At 33.4% G+C, this 19896-nt stretch carries 18 protein-coding genes and 4 pseudogenes; 19 read left to right on the top strand and 3 right to left on the bottom strand.

All coding sequences use genetic code 11. The features are described 5' to 3' along the window. Positions 1–132: 132 nt before the first annotated feature. The 9 genes and pseudogenes from RBB48_RS11050 to RBB48_RS11010 all read left to right on the top strand — a co-directional run. Positions 133–657, top strand: a complete 525-nt coding sequence (locus RBB48_RS11050) for a nuclear transport factor 2 family protein (protein WP_087984491.1) — start codon at positions 133–135, stop codon at positions 655–657. Positions 658–1030: 373 nt separating this feature from the next. Continuing rightward, positions 1031–1336, top strand: coding sequence for an arsenical resistance operon transcriptional regulator ArsR (gene arsR, locus RBB48_RS11045; protein ID WP_000046014.1), 306 nt, complete (start codon positions 1031–1033; stop codon positions 1334–1336). A gap of 60 nt (positions 1337–1396) precedes the next feature. Beyond that, positions 1397–1834 (top strand): ArsI/CadI family heavy metal resistance metalloenzyme, encoded by a 438-nt coding sequence (locus RBB48_RS11040; protein ID WP_087984492.1) that lies wholly within the window; start codon positions 1397–1399, stop codon positions 1832–1834. Between the two features lie 18 nt (positions 1835–1852). Then, positions 1853–2893, top strand: a complete 1041-nt coding sequence (gene arsB / locus RBB48_RS11035) for an ACR3 family arsenite efflux transporter (RefSeq protein ID WP_046954878.1) — start codon at positions 1853–1855, stop codon at positions 2891–2893. 25 nt (positions 2894–2918) lie between these two features. Continuing rightward, positions 2919–3323 (top strand): arsenate reductase (thioredoxin), encoded by a 405-nt coding sequence (arsC, locus tag RBB48_RS11030; RefSeq protein ID WP_098134460.1) that lies wholly within the window; start codon positions 2919–2921, stop codon positions 3321–3323. Positions 3324–3598: 275 nt separating this feature from the next. Continuing rightward, positions 3599–4582, top strand: a complete 984-nt coding sequence (locus RBB48_RS11025) for a phosphotransferase enzyme family protein (RefSeq protein WP_306007636.1) — start codon at positions 3599–3601, stop codon at positions 4580–4582. A 55-nt stretch (positions 4583–4637) separates the two neighbouring features. After that, a complete protein-coding gene (locus RBB48_RS11020) occupies positions 4638–5237 on the top strand; it encodes a DJ-1/PfpI family protein (RefSeq protein WP_088610350.1) in 600 nt (199 codons plus the stop codon). A gap of 289 nt (positions 5238–5526) precedes the next feature. Continuing rightward, a complete protein-coding gene (locus RBB48_RS11015) occupies positions 5527–6522 on the top strand; it encodes a CgeB family protein (RefSeq protein WP_306007635.1) in 996 nt (331 codons plus the stop codon). A 25-nt stretch (positions 6523–6547) separates the two neighbouring features. Then, positions 6548–6982, top strand: a pseudogene (locus RBB48_RS11010) (alpha/beta hydrolase); the annotation flags it as partial. Between the two features lie 308 nt (positions 6983–7290). On the opposite strand, the gene RBB48_RS11000 reads toward RBB48_RS11010, so the two are convergent. Further along, entirely contained in the window at positions 7291–8937 is a 1647-nt protein-coding gene (locus RBB48_RS11000) for an ABC transporter substrate-binding protein (RefSeq protein ID WP_306007634.1), read from the bottom strand. A 102-nt stretch (positions 8938–9039) separates the two neighbouring features. Here RBB48_RS11000 and RBB48_RS10995 point away from each other — a divergent pair, with 102 nt between their 5' ends. From RBB48_RS10995 to menA, 6 genes and pseudogenes are all read left to right on the top strand, one after another. Next, on the top strand, positions 9040–10293 hold the full coding sequence (locus RBB48_RS10995) for an MDR family MFS transporter (protein WP_306007633.1): 1254 nt from the start codon (positions 9040–9042) through the stop codon (positions 10291–10293). Between the two features lie 53 nt (positions 10294–10346). After that, a pseudogene (locus RBB48_RS10990) lies at positions 10347–11539 on the top strand (1-deoxy-D-xylulose-5-phosphate reductoisomerase). A 216-nt stretch (positions 11540–11755) separates the two neighbouring features. Further along, positions 11756–12328, top strand: a complete 573-nt coding sequence (locus tag RBB48_RS10985; protein ID WP_306007632.1) for a histidine phosphatase family protein — start codon at positions 11756–11758, stop codon at positions 12326–12328. 175 nt (positions 12329–12503) lie between these two features. Beyond that, positions 12504–12887: a hypothetical protein gene (locus RBB48_RS10980; RefSeq protein ID WP_306007631.1), complete on the top strand. Its 384-nt coding sequence runs from the start codon at positions 12504–12506 to the stop codon at positions 12885–12887. A 449-nt stretch (positions 12888–13336) separates the two neighbouring features. Next, positions 13337–13722: pseudogene (locus tag RBB48_RS10975) on the top strand (spore coat protein). Positions 13723–14161: 439 nt separating this feature from the next. After that, positions 14162–15073 carry a 1,4-dihydroxy-2-naphthoate polyprenyltransferase gene (gene menA, locus RBB48_RS10970; RefSeq protein WP_306007630.1) on the top strand — a complete coding sequence of 304 codons (912 nt, stop codon included), beginning with the start codon at positions 14162–14164 and terminating at the stop codon, positions 15071–15073. Positions 15074–15501: 428 nt separating this feature from the next. Here menA and RBB48_RS10965 read toward each other — a convergent pair whose 3' ends face one another. After that, positions 15502–15702: a DUF1657 domain-containing protein gene (locus RBB48_RS10965; protein ID WP_306007629.1), complete on the bottom strand. Its 201-nt coding sequence runs from the start codon at positions 15700–15702 to the stop codon at positions 15502–15504. A 211-nt stretch (positions 15703–15913) separates the two neighbouring features. Between RBB48_RS10965 and RBB48_RS10960 the strand changes: the two genes are divergently transcribed. Then, positions 15914–17140 carry a phospholipase D-like domain-containing protein gene (locus RBB48_RS10960; RefSeq protein WP_306007628.1) on the top strand — a complete coding sequence of 409 codons (1227 nt, stop codon included), beginning with the start codon at positions 15914–15916 and terminating at the stop codon, positions 17138–17140. Then, positions 17128–17294 (top strand): annotated as a pseudogene (locus RBB48_RS31660) (MFS transporter); the annotation flags it as partial. The gene RBB48_RS10960 and the pseudogene RBB48_RS31660, both read left to right, overlap by 13 nt. A 212-nt stretch (positions 17295–17506) precedes the next feature. Here RBB48_RS31660 and RBB48_RS10955 read toward each other — a convergent pair. Next, positions 17507–17806, bottom strand: coding sequence for a hypothetical protein (locus RBB48_RS10955; RefSeq protein WP_001191994.1), 300 nt, complete (start codon positions 17804–17806; stop codon positions 17507–17509). A gap of 549 nt (positions 17807–18355) precedes the next feature. Between RBB48_RS10955 and RBB48_RS10950 the strand changes: the two genes are divergently transcribed. Together RBB48_RS10950 and RBB48_RS10945 are read left to right on the top strand one after the other, a co-directional pair. Further along, on the top strand, positions 18356–19264 hold the full coding sequence (locus RBB48_RS10950) for an acyl-ACP desaturase (RefSeq protein WP_000957101.1): 909 nt from the start codon (positions 18356–18358) through the stop codon (positions 19262–19264). A 216-nt stretch (positions 19265–19480) separates the two neighbouring features. Then, positions 19481–19896, top strand: a 416-nt coding sequence (locus RBB48_RS10945; protein WP_306007627.1) for a CarD family transcriptional regulator, incomplete at its 3' end; no start/stop codon positions are given.

Raw genomic sequence — 19896 nt, 5'->3', positions numbered from 1 at the left:
TTTCTAACATGCCTTGTATAAGGGGGAGTGTAATTTTCTAACATTCCCCCTCACATTACATTTTTGGGAAGGTTTCTACTTCTCAAGCGTGTTATGGAAGATAACTTATACGATTAGAAGAGGTAGGCATAAATGAAATTAGAGAAAAATTTAATAGTAATAATTATTTCTGTGTTTATTTTAGGAATTGTGTCGACTTTGATATTTCAAGCTTCAACTGGTAATACCAAAGGTCACTCAATAAAGAGTGAGAATGTTGCATCGGTATCGAAAGAAGCGACAGAAAATGAAAAGAATAAAAAGATGGTAGTTGATTTCTATAATGAAGTTTTTAACAAACATGATATCGATATTATCCCTAAATATGTAAGTGAAGATTATAAGCAACATAATCCTTTTGTTGCTGACGGACGAAAAGCCTTCATGGATTTCTTTAAGGAGGACTTTGTTAAAAATCCTAATTCTTCTGCAGAGATTAAACGAGTAGTAGTAGAAGGAGATACAGTTGCTCTTCATGTACATTCTCGTACTAATTCTCAAGATAAGGGAGTTGCTATAGTCGATATATTTCGTATAAAGAATGGTAAGATTGTTGAACACTGGGATGTAATTCAAGAGATTCCAAATGAGGCAGCTAATGATAATACTATGTTTTAGACAGAAGGTATATTCAATTGTTAGTGATGTATAGAATCTAGAAATTATAAAATGAAGGGGATGTCCTAGGTATCCTACTAGGACATATCTTTTTGTTTTAACGAGATTTAATATATTATCATTTGTAGAGTGCTTACTTCATATGTTTTCTGATAACTTACCCCTGAAACTGCACCATGTTAATATTAAATTATCGTATTAATTTGTAAGAAAGCTATTTTATATTGAGCAAGAAAAAGTATTCAAGTATAGATTTTGAAGAGGAAGTTTTTTTGATAAATCAAAAAAAATTGATGAATTAGTTGCATATAGAACTCATCTGCGTATATACTATAAATATCAAAAAAAATTGATGAAGGGAGAGTGAACTACAGTGGCACAAGATTTTCAGCTCTATGAGAAAAAGTTTAAAGCGTTGGCGGATCAGAAGCGTCTAGAAATCATGTATGAACTTTGCCAGCGAGGCCAGACTTGTGTATGTGATTTAACAGAGATTTTTGAAATGACGCAATCTAAGTTGTCATATCATTTAAAGATCTTATTAGATGCAGGTTTAATTGTAAAAGAAACAAAAGGTACGTGGAGTTATTATGATTTAAATGATGCGGAAGTAAATAATTTATTATCAGAAGAATTATGCTGTATCTTTAGAAAAACAGGCAAAGGTAGTTGCTGTTAAAATTTTGCACCATTAATCAAAAAAAATTGATTAATGAAATATAAAGAGGAGGAATTAGCTATGAGATATGTTCACGTTGGTATAAATGTTACGGATTTAGAGAAGTCTATTGAATTTTACGAAAAGGTATTTGGTGTTTCACCAGTTAAGGTGAAAGTGGATTATGCAAAATTTTTATTAGAGACGCCAGGACTTAACTTCACGCTGAACGTACGAGATGAAGTGAAGGGAAATCAGGTAAATCATTTCGGTTTCCAAGTGGATACAGCTGAAGAAATTACATTGCATAAAGAAAGATTAGAAAAAGAAGGGTTCTTTGCACGTGATGAGATGGATACGACTTGTTGCTATGCGGTTCAAGATAAGTTTTGGGTAACAGATCCTGATGGGAACGAGTGGGAATTCTTTTATACGAAAGCACATAGTGATGTTCATAAAATTGAAGAGCCTTCTTGTTGCACGACTTCTAACGTAGTAGAAAAAAATTCTTGTTGTTAATAGGAGATGGAAAATAAAATGAAACGTTTATCTTTTCTAGATCGATATTTAACACTATGGATTTTTCTAGCTATGGCTGTTGGGATTGGTTTAGGGTTTGTGTTTCCTAGTGTAGTAGACGGACTAAATACATTACAAGTTGGAACGACGTCTATTCCACTTGCTGTTGGTTTAATTGTCATGATGTATCCACCATTAGCGAAAGTTCGCTATGAGGAAATGGGCCGAGTATTTAAAGACGTAAAAGTATTGGTTTTATCTTTAGTACAAAACTGGATTATTGGACCTGTACTTATGTTTGTTTTAGCAATTATTTTTCTTCCTGATAAGCCAGAATACATGGTCGGGCTCATTATGATTGGTTTAGCACGCTGTATTGCAATGGTAATTGTTTGGAACGACCTTGCAGATGGGGATAAAGAGTATGCTGCAGGTTTAGTAGCTTTTAACTCAGTATTTCAAATGTTATTCTTCTCCGTTTATGCATACGTGTTTGTAACAGTCATTCCAGAATGGTTAGGGATTGAAGGGGCTATTGTTGATATTACAATGATAGAAGTAGCGAAATCCGTATTTATCTATTTGGGAATTCCTTTTATAGCAGGTATGTTGACACGCTTTGTACTCGTTAAGTTAAAAGGAAGACAGTGGTATGAAAAGGTGTTTATACCGAAGATTAGTCCACTTACATTGCTGGCACTACTATTTACAATCATCATTATGTTCTCTTTAAAAGGGGAAATGATTGTTAGCGTACCATTAGATGTAGTAAGAATAGCAATTCCGTTATTAATCTATTTTATTGTCATGTTTTTTGTTTCTTTCTTTATGGGAAGAAAAATTGGTGCAAACTATCCGGTGACTACAACGTTAGCATTTACAGCAGGTAGTAATAACTTTGAGTTAGCAATTGCTGTAGCAGTTGGTGTGTTTGGTATTCATTCAGGCGCAGCATTTGCAGCTGTTATCGGGCCGTTAGTTGAAGTACCTGTAATGATTGCACTTGTAAACGTCGCTTTTTGGTTTAAGCGTAAATATTTTAATGATCAACCAGTATAATTTAAAAACAAAGGCGGAAAACAACATGGAAAACAAAAAGACAGTCTATTTCTTATGCACAGGAAATTCATGCCGAAGCCAAATGGCAGAAGCATGGGGCAAACAATATTTAGGTGATAAGTGGAATGTATATTCTGCAGGAATTGAAGCACACGGAGTAAATCCAAATGCTATTAAAGCAATGAATGAAGTAAATATTGATATAACGAATCAAACATCAGATATGATTGATTCAAATATTTTAAATAACGCTGATTTAGTTGTTACCCTTTGTAGTCATGCAGATTCTGTTTGTCCTTCCACACCTCCGCACGTTAATCGTGTACACTGGGGATTTGATGATCCAGCAGGAAAAGAGTGGTCTGAATTTCAACGTGTTCGTGATGAAATTGGAGAACGTATAAAGCGATTTTCTGAAACAGGGGAGTAAATAAAGGAAAGAGCCAATCTTCTATCGTATAGGAGATTGGCTCTTTTTTCTATAGATAGTCACCACTACATTGGTTTACAACAACTATCTCAACAAATGTAGAATATTATGTAAGGATGATATAGTTAGAATAGTCATCCCCTTTTATTAAATTTATACATATAAAACACTATTGATAGTTAATAATGAATAAAATTTGGTTTTTATAATAACCGAGATAGTGGTTATAAAAAGTAGTTTGTAATAAAAAAAATTTCACATGAAAGGAAAAAAGGATGAAACATATAATTAAAGATGTATTAATGAACTATTTTAAAGAAATCCGTACATTAATAGTTGAAGAAGAACTACATATGAACAGTTGGCATACCGATCTACACTATAAAATCATCGTAAATGGAGATCGGTACTCAGCACGGTTTATAAATAGCGATCGAACAATCAATCCGGCCTTTGGGACGTTATCAAATGAACAATTGAAAGAGCAAGTGCGGTTTACGTATTATTTACGAGAGCATGGAATTCCATTTATGCAGATTAAGGAGAATAGGGCGGGAGAGTCCTTTACATTACTCACTTGGAATGAGGAACAGTACCGGTTTGTATTGTCTACTTGGATGGAAGGGGAACATGTCACTTATTGTACAGAAACGATGGCAGAAGTCTTTGGAAAGGAAGCAAGAAAGATACATGATATTTCTAGTACGTTTCAAAGCCCGATTTTTCAAAAGAAATCTCATTTAGATGGATATGGTGAGTTTATAAGATTATTAGAAAATAAAGGTGGTACATGTAAGGAATTAAGAGGGTATATAGATCTCGCTAAGTATCATATAGAAAGCGCACATACGAATGATCTAGAGTATATAGTACAAACTGATTTAAATCCTTTAAATGTCATATGGAACTCCAATCAATGTGTAAAAGGGATTGTAGATTTTGAATCGATTGGATATGTAGATCGTATTGAAGGTTTAGCCTTTTTAATAAAATGGTATTCCCGGACAGAAGGAATAGAGTCGCATGAAGTATGTTCGAAAGTTGCTAGAGCATTTTTAGAAGGGTATAAGGCCCATAATATTTTAACATCAAATGATTATAAAAGGCTTTCTTCATTATTATGGTTATCCGGTAGTTTAAATTGGAACTTTGTGAAGAAAACGCTACTTGTAATAAGTGATGAGAGGGAATTGGAAAAACATTTGGAAGTTTATAGAGTGAGAGGAGAAAGACTATCATCATTGTTAATTTGTAGATAACATTTATTCTTCTAATTTTGGATGCGAAAAAGAAAGTATATGAGGTGTTCAAAAAATGAAAATACAAATTGTATTGTTTGATGGTTTTGGAGAACTGGTCTCCTTTGCACCTTTTGAAGTATTGAAAAGAGCGATAGAAGAAGGGGCTCCATTTACGGTTGAACTCGTATCAAGTGTACAGAAACAAGAAGTTACTACTTCATTTGGAGTTACGGTGAAACTACATGATTTTTTACGAATGGATAATCGCCCAGATTTATTAATTGTGCCTGGTGGTGGCTGGAATCATAAAGCTGAACATGGGGCGCGAAAGGAAGCTGAGCTTGGTACTTTGACTAAAATAATTAGAGAGATGCACAATGAAGGAACGATCGTTGCTGGAGTTTGTACTGGAGGTATGTTACTAGCTGCATCCGGTATATTGAATGATAAAAAGACGACAATGCATCATTTGGCGCAGAATGAAATGAGTGAATATGGAGCAGAACTGCTTCCTTACAGAATTGTGGATCAAGGGAATGTTATTAACGCAAGAGGAGTTACTTCAGGAGTTGATTTAGGACTTTGGATCACGGAAAGATTCGCAAGTCCTAAAATTGCAGCTGCTGTTGAATATAGAATGGAATATGAGCGGCGAGGTGTTGTTTGGAAGTAATTTGACCGTAATCATAGTTTTTTTGCTGTATAGCGTATTAGATATTGTAAAAGAGAAAGAGCCAACTTATACGAGCAGGCTCTTTTTTTTTTTATGTATTCATTCTCTATGTTTAATAATTGGGCTGAATATAACCTAATTTTATTCCTTTCGTGACAGCTTCTAAAATGAGGGAAGTGCAACATAATGGACATAAACGTTGCTTATACATGTAAAGTAAGATGTCATAAAATGAATAAAGACTGCTAATTTTCGTGCACTTTGATTATGTAGAAATAGGGGGGCTGACATGAAAGACAATACGCCTAAGAAAATTTTATTTATTCAATCAGGAATTCCTTTTTATTACCCAATGATCGAAGCAGCAATTTTGAATAGTTTACAAAAAGTAAACAGTAATACAATTATGGTGAACCCAGAACGAGCGATAGAAACCGCATTAAAAATGAAACCGGATTTTATTTTGGTACTCGGTGGTTTAAACGAGGGTATTATTAGTGTCATGCCAGTAATAAAGAGTGCAGGTTTTACTACTGGACTTTGGCTGACAGATGATCCTTATTATACGGATGTAACACAAAATCTTGTTCCGTATTATGATTACATATTTACGCAAGATTTAAATTGTATCAAGTTTTATAGAGCGTTAGGATGTAATAATGTGTTTCATCTTCCGTTAGCAGCAAATCAAGATGTGTTTAAACCTTCTCAGAAAGAAGATACATATAAGTATGATCTTAGTTTTATAGGCACAGCATTTGAAAATAGACTTACCTTTGTTGATTCTATTTCAGAGTATTTAGCAGAAAAAAACATAAAAATTGTGGGATTCGGTTGGGAGAAGTTAAAGAATTACGAAAGGTTAAAGGATAAAATACAACTTTTGCCACTTGCAAAGTATGAAGATGCGTTACAATTTTACGTATCGACTAAAATCAATATAAATTTACACCGTTCACCAAATGATCAGGAATTGAATTGTAATGCTGCAAATATCCAAGCCTATTCAGTAAATAATAGGACGTTTGAAATTAATGCCGTAGGTTCTTTTCAATTAACTGATATACGACCAGATGTAGCGAAGCATTACATACCTGGTGTTGAAATAGAAACGTTTAATAGTGCACGAGAGTTTATACAAAAAGCGGAGTATTATTTGGAACATGTACAAGAAAGAAAACAAATAGCAAAAAATGGACTGGATAGAACTTTGAAACATCACACATATGATAAACGTATATTACAATTATTAAACTATATTAATTTCATAGGCGTGAAGATGTAATCTAACCATTAACTTAAATGATAAGCGGTCATTAGAGGAAGAAATCACCCATTACGAAAAAGATTTTGATGAATACATTTTTGACAGTAAAGAAGCATTCATCCAATCAGAAAAAATGGTTTACAGCAGGTGGTCACCATTAATAGAATGTGCGGTTTATGACTTAATGCGAGAAGAAGATAATAAAGTGAAATGGCATGATACTGGCGATACCGCTAGAAGTGTAATTAAGTTTCAATATACGGTGTATAAAACGTTGAAATCGCATGAAATTAAAAATGATATTTTATTATTGTATTGTGATCTTCCACATAATTATTTAAAAATAAGAGAATTGCAGATTGCTTAATTTAAGAAGCGTATTGATATTACGACTAAGCTTTACACAGATACAGGGCACCTAATGCATTGGGATAGGCCAGAAGAGATTACCGAGGATGTTTTAAATTGGTTCAAATAAAGAAGGTCCGTTGTTCGCATTTGAGCAACGGATTTTCTTTTGAAAAATTGAATGTAGTTGTCATAACCAGTTCCTTGTAAATAAAGATAATAAAGCTAGCTATAAGTCCAAAAAAGTTTTTGGGGAAAAGTAAGCCTAATGCTCAAAACTGGCCCAGGGTTCTTGGTATAAATCTGTGTATGCAGCTTCAACCGCGAGATGTAGTAGCCCCGTTATCATGAATAGTTTGTAAGTCTCCTAAAATGAAGTAACCAAGATCACATAAACACAAATCGCCTGCTTCTACTGGATTAGGTTTCTTGCGAATTTTAAATGAAAGGTCTTATCCAAAGTTGAGAAAAATCCACATACCCAAAATATTTCATCTTAATATTTGTTAAATCTGATGAAAAAGGAATTTGGCGTGTATCATAGTATAAGGGAATCATAGTAGAGGACTCTATCAGTTCTTTTTCAAGATTCTTATTTAGTAAAGGCCACTCTTCAAAATGTGTATGTTTGTATTTAGATAGTCGGTCTCTTAGTGATTTATTTGTTTTTAAAACTTTAGCCAATGGTGAATATCTAGCTGTTAAAAAATAATAAAATGATATCTCTTGATTCATCTCGAATACTTCACCATGAATAAAAAGGTCGACTTGTTCATTAAGTTTTTCATCCCTAATATAGTTTTCAAATGGAACCCATTTAACTTGAAAAGGTATATTTTCTTTTTCTAAGATATTCATTAACCATTTTGTGGTTGCTTCTGTATACTGAGTAGCTTTTATAATAAGTGGTTCTTTAAATTCAGGACGTTTTCTTTTTGGGATATTGATTTGATGATCTATGTCTTTTAAACAGCTTTTAATATTTGGGATTTTTTGAGAATCATATTCATGAATATGATTTATATTGTTAGCGATAATAGAATGTAAGTAATTACGAACATCTATGTGCTGAATGGAAGAATCGCGCCAAGCATTCATAATTATAACGCCAAAACCGGAATTCCTTTCTACTTGAAAAGTAGAATTACATTTATGGTGTTTGGAAGATTGATAAATAGTATCAAATTCCAGAGGGACCTGGATGAATTCTACTGTATCTAGCAAAGGTCTTTCTTGAAAATAATCATGAAATGCTATCAATGATGTTTTCTCCAGGCTATTCTCTCCTATATAAAAACCACCGCTTCCTATGATTTGACCGTTATTTTCTTTATAAATACTTGTATTTATCATACATAACATTTGTAAACAATAACTACACCCCTTTGGGTAATGTATATCAATAATTAATGGTGATACAACTTCTATTTTTTCTATGGGTGCCCATAAGTCTTTATAGTATGTATGACTGCGTAATTTTGAGAGACATAATTTCACATCAGACGCTGTTAAGATGGATCCATCATGAAATTTTATAGACTTTTTTAAATATAGTCTAAGCGTAGATTGAGTTAAATCCCAACTGTGAGCTATTTCAGGGAATATGTTCCCCTTTTCATCCATATAAACAAGTCGATTAAAGACATTCGCAACAATGTGTGCACTATGTACATCGGCAGCCTCAAGCGGATGTGTTGTTAAAAAGGGCTTCCTTCTAGGAATAATTAATTTGTCATCTGAATTATGTATATAGCCAAATTTTGAATGAAACTTAGTCATTAAGCGTAGTTTACTGTTTGGAGACCAATTATATAGTAAATATTTACTACTTTTTTCAACAGGCTGTTGGTCCATAATTTCCATTACTTGTGACTCATAGATTTGTTCTATATTTTTCAACCATTGGAGAGAGGAGGGGTTTCCTCTACCTTTTCCAGAAATGAAAGTTAGCCAACCTTCATCCATCCATTTATGTAAGTAACGTACTGTTTGCTTTGTACTTAAATTTAAAAAATCTGCTAGGTCTTGTATTTTTATATTTCCAGAAGAAAATGATTGCCATAGATTCAGTAAAGTTTTATCCATTTTCCTATCTCCTTTTATAAGTGGACATGTTTTTCTGAAGGTGTCCATTTTTAATTTGATAAGTCTAGTTTAATATAACATTAGACAAGGGGAGGAGATACGATGAATTGGAAAGAATTTGAGCAAAATATAAAAGTACGCTTAATTACATCATTTTTTAATCGTGCTGTTACATCAGCAGTAATGCCTTTCATGGCATTGTTTTTTGCTCAAGAAATAAATAAAGTATGGGCCGGGTTATTTTTAATCTTAACGGTTATTTTAAGTTTTTTTTCAAATTTAATTGGAGGTTACATTTCAGATCGATTTCAACGAAAGAAAATCTTATTGTTAACTTCTTTTTCTAGTACTTTAATGTTTTTATTTATGACTTTAAGCTTATATCCGACAGATAAGATGATTTGGTTATTTGCAATCGCTTATGTAGGTTTTATAATAACTAGCAGTCTTGGGCGCCCATCCATGCAAGCTATCATCATAGACTCAACTACACCGGAAAATCGAAAGGCTGTCTATACAATTGACTATTGGCTTATGAATCTTTCTATGGCAATTGGTGCTGCATTAGGTGGTTTTTTATACATTAATCACCAACAAGAGTTGTTTATACTACTGACTTGTGTTTCTGCTACAGTACCGATTGCTTATAAAATTTGGCTAGTTGCAGAAGTTAAGGAGTGCTTAGAAAAAAGGCAGGGAAATATAGTACTTGATCTAATTCAAAGTTATAAAATTGCTATTCAAGATATAGCATTTTTAAGAGTTGTAATAGGGTCTACCTGCATATTTGCAGCAGAGTTTTCTTTAAACAGTTATATTGGTGTACGACTTTCAGAAACATTCAATCCAATAAGCATTGGGAACTTTGAAATAGTAGGAGTGAGGATGCTAAGTATTCTTAACATACAAAATATGCTTTTAGTAGTATGTTTAACGTTTATTATAAATAAATTTACAGATCATCTAAGTGCGAAAAAAGCGTTACTTTTAGGTCTTGTGCTCTATGGGATAGGCTATGTGGCAGTAACATCTTCAAACACTTGGTACGTATTAATTATTTTTAATTTTATTGCTACTGTTGGTGAACTTGTCTACTCACCAATCAGAAATGCAGAACAAGCTAATCTGATTCCGGCTGACAAGAGAGGATCATATTCAGCCTTTGCGGGTCTATCAGATATTGGGGCGGACCTAATTGCAAGAATGACTATTATCGTCGGTGCATTCTTAATTCCTACGATGATGTCTGTTTATATTGGTATGATTGTAATAATAGGGGCATTTTTCCTATATAAGGGTCTGTTTGTTAGAACTAATAGTCAATCACAGGAAAGATTGAATAAAATTTCAATATAATATAATGCCTAAAATGAAATATACACGATTCTTTCTATAGAATCGTAGGATAGGTGTGCAAAGAGGGATTATACAACTTTGGAGGAATTATCGTGGTAAAATATATTTCGATTCTTGGTTCAACTGGCTCAATTGGTACGTCTGCATTAGATGTAGTCACTTCTCATCCGGAACATTTTAAAATTATTGGTTTAACAGCAAATCACAATATTGACCTTCTCGAACAACAAATACATACATTCCACCCTCGGATTGTAAGCGTAAGCACAAAAGAATTAGCAGATGCACTTCGGAAGCGAATTTCTACGGACACAAAAGTCACATATGGAACAGATGGATTAATTGAAGTTGCAACTCAACCTGATTCTAATCTTGTATTATCTTCAGTTGTCGGTGTCTCTGGTCTCCTTCCAACAATTGAAGCTTTAAAAGCGAAAAAAGATATAGCAATTGCGAACAAAGAAACATTAGTTGCGGCAGGGCATATTGTGACAGATTTAGCGAAACAAAATGGCTGCCGCTTAATTCCAGTAGACAGTGAGCACTCTGCCATTTTTCAATGTTTAAATGGGGAAAATACTCAAGAAATTGAGAGGCTTATTGTTACTGCTTCAGGTGGTGCATTTCGAGATAAAACGCGTGAGGAAATGGAAATCTTACAAGCTAAAGATGCCTTAAAGCATCCTAACTGGTTAATGGGAGCAAAACTAACCATTGATTCAGCTACATTAATGAACAAAGGCTTTGAAGTCATGGAAGCACGTTGGTTATTTGATATCCCTTATGAGAAAATTGATGTTTTAATTCATAAGGAAAGCGTTATTCATTCTTTAGTTGAATTTATAGACGGATCCATCATGGCACAGCTCGGTGCCCCTGACATGAGAATGCCGATTCAATATGCATTCCATTATCCAATTAGATTACAATCAAACTATAAAAAATTAAATCTACTAGAGATAGCTAGTCTACACTTTGAAAAACCAAATTTCAAAAAATTCCCTTGCTTACATTATGCGTATGAATCAGGAAAAATTGGTGGTACAACACCTGCTGTCTTAAATGCAGCGAACGAAATTGCAAATGCGCTATATTTACAAAAAAAATTTCATTTTTTGATATTGAAAAAACAATTTATTCTACTCTTGAAGCTCATCATAGTATTGCAAATCCAGATTTGGAAACAGTATTAGACGCCGATCATTGGGCTCGTGAATATGCAAACGAATTATTAATTAGAAGATGAAAAAAGAGCTAGAACAGAACTCGCCTTTTTTAGCTCTCCATTTTACGTGTTCTTTTATTTTAATACATTTACGTTCACGGAATTGTAAAGAAATGTATTTAAGATATCGCATGCAGAAGGATTTATAGTAATTATTAGTTATGGTCATTGGGAAAGTTCTTTTTAATTAATATAAGCTATATAAGGAATAAAAAAACTAAAAAACTGGAGGTAATTATGAAAACTTTCATATATATGGTGAGACATGGGGATTCACCGAAATTTGGAAAAGAAGAGATAAGAGGATTAACTGAAAAAGGAAAATTAGATGTTCAACGAATAACAGATGCATTACAAGGTGAGGGAATCGACGTTGTTATCTCGAGTCCATACAATCGCTCAATTCTAACTGTTCAGCAGTTAGCGAAGCAAATAGGACAAGAAGTTATAGTATTTGAGGACTTAAAAGAGAGAATTTTTATTGCTGAAGAGGAACGAATGTCGGATAAAGAATTATTCCCTTTGATAGAAAAGTCATTCATAGATCCCGACTTTGCTTTAACGGGAGGAGAGTCGAATGTCGACTGTCAGAAACGTGCTATAAAAGTTTTAAAAGAATTATTAAACACCTATCGAGGACAGAAAGTAGTATTAGGCACTCATGGAGCTGTAATGACTTTGATGATGGGGTATTATGACAGTAAGTATGATTTGAATTTTTTACTACAGACATCAAAACCAGATATATATAGAATGGAATTCAATGGGCAGGAATTGGTGGAAGTTAAAAGATTGTGGGAAATTTCATAGATTGACTGTATTCATCCATAGCTTACCTAAATGACGTGTATTATAAGAAAAAGGGTTACTGCGGTAACCCTTTTTCTTATGGCATTGATTTCAACAATATAAAAATTCGGTTTCTTAGCGTACAAAATTCACGTTTTGTTCTTGCTATCCCGAGGTGAAGTGGGAGGAAATGTTTTTGGGCAGGATATCTTTAAAGTTATTTTTTAAATCAATCCTATTTTTATTCATATGCGGTATTGTTGTTTATTCTATATTTCAGATTATTTTTGTTTGGAGTGTTTCGACAGGATTAGGGAGGGATGATATAGTCGGATTTTCTGATAATAAGTATGTAATTGGCCGTCCGCCTGTTAGCTATAATTTATATAAAAAAGATAGTGGAGAAACTATATTAGATAATGTTAATGGTTATAAAAAGGGAAAAACTAAAAGCTATGTTCGAAATGAAGTTGAATTTGTAGTGATAGATGAGATAAAGGGGAGCTATGAACTGTATAAAATAGAAAATGCTTCAGAAAAGGAGATAGCATGGCTGAAAGAAATGAAGAAATTAGAATAATAGAGACTATCTGAAAGGTAAAGAAGCACACTTGTTATTGTTAGATATAAAAAATGGTTTAGACTGATAACTGGGTTTTATTTTATGAAAAGAATTATTATTAAAATAAAGCATTAGGGGTTCAGTCCCATGCCCTCAAGCTAATATTTTGAAGTGTCCTCAAAACGAAAATTTTCTTCGTTTTGGGGAACTACCAATTTCTTAAGTTGGCATGGGGTATCGCCAGCATTTGGGGAAAAATCAAGCTAAGCAAAAATAAAATAAGCCATCCGTTTGGACAGCTCATTTACATAATTCTCGTTAGCGGGAGTTATCAATAATTCATATATGATAAAACTCTTAATTTAGTAATTTGCGTAGTACAAGCCGTAACCAAATCTATTAATCTGATATACCATATGAAGGTAACTTTAAATCGATAAAAAAGTTGCAAAGGAGGTGAATATAAAGTGGCATCATTTGAAATTGGAGCAAGATCTCTTTTCAATTTTCGAAACCAACGTTTTTCTTATTAGTTGAAGATGAAATTACAATTCCAGATAAAGGTGTAGAAATTGATCCAGTTAATATCTACGAAATTGACGAGCAAACTTTCAATCTTATCAGAGATGAAGGTGATACACCTGTAATTGTACCAAGTGATGAATTTCCAACTGTACCACCTGGATTTAAATTAGAACGAAAATGTATTTTTACAGTCGATAATGCATACTTTGTAATCTATGATTTAGAAGATGGAACTGATAACAACGTCCTATTAAGAATCAGTGCAGCTTTATTTAACTCATTGAAAAATTCCGGTGTTCGTGAATGTGTACCTCAAAATTTCATTTGAGAACATAATTTGATTAAACCTCAAATGGAATACCCTTTGAACAATTTAACCCTTAGTAGAAAACTACGAGGAGTTAAATTGTTATGTAAAAAGTTTGTTTAATTATTAGCAGTTTTTGGCGGTTCGGCAGGTACAATTGCTATTCCAAGTCGAGCAACCTAAGAAAAGAAAATACCCCAAAACGAGAAAAATAGCATATCCAGGTGAAAATGTACAATTTTTTTGTTTTGGGGGTATTATGAAATTCTTAAGTTGATGGGCATGCAACTGTACCCCATATTAGAAAAAACGATATTTTGATGCAAAGTTATCGTGCAAGCAAGAGCATTAAAGTTCTATCGCCAATTCTTTTTTTGATATAATAGATGTGAAGCAGAAAATAGATAGAAAGATACTGCTAGTAATTTATACTTAAAATGTAGGGAGATTGAACAGATTTATGGGGACAGAAAAAGAAATTAGTTCCGCTAAATTAATATGGAAGATGACGCGCCCGCATACATTAACGGCGACGTTTTCTCCTGTAATTTTAGGAACAGTAGCATCACTTTATGTTACAGACATTCATTGGCTTTTATTTATTGCGATGATGGTTGCATGTTTAGCATTGCAAATAGCAACGAACTTATTTAATGAGTACTATGATTTCAAACGTGGATTAGATACCGCTGATTCTGTTGGTATCGGTGGCGGAATTGTCCGTCACGGATTGAAACCAAAAAATGTGTTAACAGTTGCGCTTTTATTGTATGTAGTAGCAGCAATTATTGGAGTTTATATTTGTATGAATAGCAGCTGGTGGTTAGTCGTTATTGGTTTAATTGGGATGGCGGTTGGCTACTTATATACAGGTGGTCCATTACCAATTGCGTACACTCCATTTGGAGAATTAGTTTCTGGATTGTTAATGGGGACATGTTTTGTACTCATTGCTTTCTTTATTCAAACGAATACGATAACGATTGAAAGTGTATTGATTTCCATTCCAATCGGAATTTTAGTCGGTGCAATCAACATGTCGAATAACATCCGAGATATCGAAGAAGATATTAAAGGTGGAAGAAAGACATTAGTAATCCTCCTTGGGAGAGAAAAAGCAATAGTAACACTAGCTGTAGCCTTTTTCATTGCTTATTTATGGATCGCCGTAATTGTATTGATGGGTTATATAAGCCCTTGGGCATTAGTTATGTTCCTAGGTTTGAGAAAGCCAATTTCTGCCATTCGAAGTTTCCAAAAAGGAGCAAAGGATCCCGGGTATATGCGCATCGCAATGAAATCAACAGCGATGACAAATACGATTTTTGGCTTTTTATTATCGGCAGGATTATTAATCAGTTACTTGTTTTAAATAAAAAATATTATTACGTGACTAAACCCCAATTTCTCAATTTTAATATAGAGAAATTGGGGTTTTATTTTTATAGCGTGTATTTTCCCTTTTAATCAAAAGCAAACTTTAAAAACAAATAAAAATATCAAGCATGTGAGCATCAAGAAAAGAAGTGCATGGAATATACATCTTTAGCTTGATGGGTATGTGGCGGTACCCCTATGCCAATCAAGCTAATATTTTGAAATGCCCAAAAACGAAAATTTTATCTTTTCATAGGTGTCCATGAGAGTTGAACTCATTTTTTTATTTTGGGGTAATTTTGAATGCTTAAATTGATGGCAATATGGTGAGACCCTTTAATCGTAATTAGCATTATGATAATCGTTATTTAAGCTGAGCACTCTTCCATGGGGACGATATTCTATGTGAAAGGTATTATGTTATTACTTGTACTGAGGCTCTTCATGTTCAATTTGTTGAAGACGAGGATTTAAAGATTCAATAATTTCTTGAGTTTGTTGTGCTGCATCTTTATATAATTGTTTTGCTTGCTTGTTATCAGTATCAAGAACAAATCCTTCTAGGCATGCTTGAGCACTCTTTAATCCAGCGATAGTTTGTTTAAGTTTAGTGCTTACTGTCATGTAGTATTCCTCCTTGTAAATGTACTTCAAAATATAGAATGCCTATTTTGTTATCATCGTACGACTTCCAATTTTAGGGTTATGCGAATGAGAAATTTTATAGTTAATCATTCAAAGAAGGATTTTGTTAGCTAATAGATGCATGGAATAGTTTTGTCCCAATAACAAAAACTAACAGAAATAAAACGATAATATATAAAGGAGATTAAATATGCTGAAAAAGATAGGAAGAATTTTCCGAGTATTCCTCTTTTTATTTATCGGTGGATGTTTAGTTCTGTTTGTTTGGGGTGAAATTGACAGAACGATAGCCGAAAAAAATGGGGTATTTAGCCAGAATTCTAGTCAATACCCTATGCGTCAAAGTGATATTACTTTGTATACAGATGGGAAACAGTTAAACAATCAACTATTCTCAGATATAGAGAAAGCAAAGCATTACGTGCATGTTAACTTTTTTTCTATTGCTGATGATAAAGTAAGCCATCAGTTTCTAGAGTTATTACGGAAAAAAAGTCAAGAAGGTGTAGAAGTATACTATGCTTTGGACAGGTTAGGTGGAATTTTACTAAAGAAAAAGGAAAGAGAATTATTAGTTAAAAAAGGAGTTCATTTTACATATTACAATAAACCTGCTTTCCCTTATCTTTTTTCTTCTTTGGATCATCGGAATCATCGTCGTATTTCAGTTATTGATGGAAAGGTTGGTTACATTGGTGGATTCAACATCGGAAAGAAGTATTTGGGGGAAAAAGAAAAACTTGGTTATTGGAGAGATTATCATCTTCAAATACGAGGAGAAGGAGTTCAAGATTTAGAACAACAATTTGTATTAGACTGGAAGAGAAACTCAGAGAAACCGATTCCGATACACAATGCGGAAAAGGAAAAGGGAGCAACCTCGCAACGATTTACTGCATATTATAGTGGAGGAAAACTTGGGCAAGATTATAAAATGCTGTTTCAACAAGCAAAAGAATCCATTATTATATTAACACCTTATTTTATACCAAAAGACAGAACTATTTGGAACGCATTAGTAGATGCAAGAAAGAGGGGAGTCCGTGTCAAAATTCTATTCTCACCTCATTCGGATGCACTATTAGTTAAAGAAGCAGCATATCCATATATCCGAAAAGCATTAAAACAGGGTATGGAAGTATATGGTTATAAAAAAGGGGTGTTACACGGTAAAGTATTTTTGATTGATGAAAAAGTATTGATGGTTGGGACCGTGAATTTTGATTCACGCTCATTTCATTTAAATGAAGAAATGAACTGTTATATTCATGACCCTATCTATATTTCGAAAATAAAACCTGTGATTAATGCAGACTTACAAAATTCAAAGCAAGTAACATCCTCTGACGTCAATCAATTATCTATAAAAGAAAAAATAAAAGAAAAGGTTGCAAAAATGTTTGAGTATTATTTGTAAAGACAATGTATTTTTATACTTGGGTAACAGGGGTTATATGTTTAGTGATTTTACGTATTCTCCATGGAATCAGCTGGGCAGTTGCTACAAGTTCGATAGAAAAGGCTGTGATTGATGTATTCCACGATCTCTTCGTGGAGAAGCAATGGCATGGCTTTTTAGATCTTTGGGTAATCTTAGGTTGATGGCGGTACCCCATCAACCTAAGAAAACAGGTCACCCCAAAACGATAAATAGGCTTTTTTCACAATAAAACCTAAAAATTTCGTTTTGGGGTGTTATAAAACTTTATCTTGATGGAAATGGGGCGGTACCCCTGGTTTTAAGTTAAAAAAATCCCCGGAAATAAACCTTTTATAAATATGATTATTTTATTTCGAGGGGCTCCTTATAAATCTTAGCTATATATTTTACGAAATCAATGACGGGATAGTGTATGAGTGAACGGTGCTGCGTAAAACGGATCCCTTCTTTTTCCATTTTCGAAATGAGTTGTTCAATTTCCAACTCTTTTTGTTGTATCCTATTATAATTTTGATATACAATGTTTTTCCATTGATAGGAAGAACCGTGAAAAAAATTCTCCCCTTTTACCCTGTGACTAAATATAATTTCTATTTTTTCTCTACGTTGTTTTTCCTTCATATGCGCTTCCGTTGACTGCATGTTTATCGCCTCTTCCCTTTTTTTGTATACTGTTTCACAAAATTTGGTCTAACTCATCATAGCCAATGTGCATTAAGTTTGTTGGGAATTGTCGTTTAAGGCTATCTCATCAACTATATTTTTTTCAAGCGCTTAATCTAATATATTGGATTATAATCTTACGTCTAAATAAATTGATAGTGTATATAAAACACTATCAATCTTTATTATAAAACGATTCTTTATAGGTATGCACCTTTTTACACTCACCAAAATTTACAACATGACGAGTATCTTTATCCATGAATGTTATTCTGTATTTACTGAGGTTAGTTTTTATTTTGACTAACTAACATATTGTTTGCCTCAATATCTATTTTATAAAAAAGAAAATAGATGTAACGGTCCCTCTTTTGATAAAAAAATCCTATGAAAATATAGCGCTCTTAAAGAGTTTTGTTACAAGTTTGTTATGTTTGATTTAAAAAAAGGAAAGTAATATTTATTTGTAGAAAATTTTTAGAGATAAAAATAAGCTGAATATTCATGGTAAGAAAAGGGGGCACTTATATGCTAACAAATGATTTAGATTTCCGATTAGAACCACGTTTAAAAGAACTGTATGAACAACATAAAATAAGAGCGCAGAAGATAGACTGGGGTTATCATGAGTTTTTACCATGGGATAAGGGAATGGACTTTAAAAGAGTTCCTTGGGATGAAAGTCAAGTTACTCTCCCTTCTGGTGTAATTACGGCCATTGAAACAGCTTTATTAACAGAAGTGAATTTACCATGGTTTACAACGTATTTATCTGCGACTTTTAAAGGTTCCCTTTCTGTTATTACAGACTTTATTCATACTTGGACCTCAGAAGAGGATCAACATTCGAATTTATTAGAGACATATTTACTACTCACTCGAAGTGTAAACCCTAAACGTATACATGAATTAAGAAAATCAGTCGTTGAGTGTGGATTTGAGCCTGATTTTCATACACCAATCGAAGCCATGACGTATACGACGCTACAAGAACTTGCAACAATGGTGTTTTACAATAATGTAGCTAAGGTGGCAAGTAAGCATGATCCAGATCTTGCTACATTATTACGCCGTCTTGCAAAAGATGAAACACTTCATTATGCGTTTTATCGAGACGTTATTCGAACACATTTAGAATTGGAACCAAATTATTGCTACCATATTGCCAATGTGATTAGGAATTTTAAAATGCCAGGTGCCGTCATGCCTGATTTTGAAAATAGAATGGCTGTGATTGCAAAAGAAGCAAACTATGGGCCACTACAATATTTTGATCAAGTACTTGATGTAGTGGTTGAGTATTGGGGGTTAAAAGACTTACGACCAATTGCCCCTCTAGCAGAAAAAGCAAGAATTGAGATTTTGGAGTATCATATAAGATTGAAAAAAATACGGGATCGATTTGGCCGTTTTCAAGGAAAAACTGATCTACGTTAATGAGTAGAGATTTCAGAATATACGCGTGGGAATTCCCTTTTCTTTTATTTGAAATCTAGAACGCTCTCTATTATTTTGCGGCTGTTTTCCTTAATTTAACTTCCGAAGAAAAAAGTGATTGACACTAAAAATAAACTCATGATATTATTGAATATTTGATAAAAAATAACATATGTGTTAAGCTTGAGAAGGTTACCACATATGGAGGTGGGTTATATGTTTCAAATTGGCGATAACATTGTTTATCCAATGCACGGAGCAGGTATAATTGAAGCCATAGAAGAAAAAGAGTTCTCAGGGAAAAAGCAACTTTATTATGTCATAAAAATGTCCCTTAGTAATATGCAAATCATGATTCCTAAGGGCAAAATATTGAGTTCGAATATACGCCCAGTTATTGATATACTTACATTAACGCGCATTATACACATTTTTCAGCATGGAGAATCAGGCGAATTAATGCCTTGGAAACAAAGGTATAAAGTAAACACAGATAAAATAAAAACGGGTGAAATACAAGAAGGTGCTGAAGTTATACGTGATTTAATCCGTATAAAGAAGGAAAAAGCACTGAATACAAGCGAAAAAAAATTGTTGGATGATGCATATAAATTTTTGGTCAGTGAGCTAGA

Origin of the sequence: Bacillus sp. MMSF_3353 (assembly GCF_030733445.1) — a bacterium.
GTDB lineage: Bacteria > Bacillota > Bacilli > Bacillales > Bacillaceae_G > Bacillus_A > Bacillus_A wiedmannii.
This window is presented reverse-complemented; position numbering and strand designations above follow the sequence as displayed.

Excerpts from the sequence above, each read along its gene's own strand:
- RBB48_RS11050 (WP_087984491.1), top strand. The coding sequence starts at position 133 with ATGAAATTAGAGAAAAATTTAATAGTAATAATTATTTCTGTGTTTATT.
- RBB48_RS11040 (WP_087984492.1), top strand. The coding sequence starts at position 1,397 with ATGAGATATGTTCACGTTGGTATAAATGTTACGGATTTAGAGAAGTCT.
- arsB (WP_046954878.1), top strand. The coding sequence starts at position 1,853 with ATGAAACGTTTATCTTTTCTAGATCGATATTTAACACTATGGATTTTT.
- arsC (WP_098134460.1), top strand. The coding sequence starts at position 2,919 with ATGGAAAACAAAAAGACAGTCTATTTCTTATGCACAGGAAATTCATGC.
- RBB48_RS11025 (WP_306007636.1), top strand. The coding sequence starts at position 3,599 with ATGAAACATATAATTAAAGATGTATTAATGAACTATTTTAAAGAAATC.
- RBB48_RS11020 (WP_088610350.1), top strand. The coding sequence starts at position 4,638 with ATGAAAATACAAATTGTATTGTTTGATGGTTTTGGAGAACTGGTCTCC.
- RBB48_RS11015 (WP_306007635.1), top strand. The coding sequence starts at position 5,527 with ATGAAAGACAATACGCCTAAGAAAATTTTATTTATTCAATCAGGAATT.
- RBB48_RS11000 (WP_306007634.1), bottom strand. The coding sequence starts at position 8,937 with ATGGATAAAACTTTACTGAATCTATGGCAATCATTTTCTTCTGGAAAT.
- RBB48_RS10995 (WP_306007633.1), top strand. The coding sequence starts at position 9,040 with ATGAATTGGAAAGAATTTGAGCAAAATATAAAAGTACGCTTAATTACA.
- RBB48_RS10985 (WP_306007632.1), top strand. The coding sequence starts at position 11,756 with ATGAAAACTTTCATATATATGGTGAGACATGGGGATTCACCGAAATTT.
- menA (WP_306007630.1), top strand. The coding sequence starts at position 14,162 with ATGGGGACAGAAAAAGAAATTAGTTCCGCTAAATTAATATGGAAGATG.
- RBB48_RS10965 (WP_306007629.1), bottom strand. The coding sequence starts at position 15,702 with ATGACAGTAAGCACTAAACTTAAACAAACTATCGCTGGATTAAAGAGT.
- RBB48_RS10960 (WP_306007628.1), top strand. The coding sequence starts at position 15,914 with ATGCTGAAAAAGATAGGAAGAATTTTCCGAGTATTCCTCTTTTTATTT.
- RBB48_RS10955 (WP_001191994.1), bottom strand. The coding sequence starts at position 17,806 with ATGCAGTCAACGGAAGCGCATATGAAGGAAAAACAACGTAGAGAAAAA.
- RBB48_RS10950 (WP_000957101.1), top strand. The coding sequence starts at position 18,356 with ATGCTAACAAATGATTTAGATTTCCGATTAGAACCACGTTTAAAAGAA.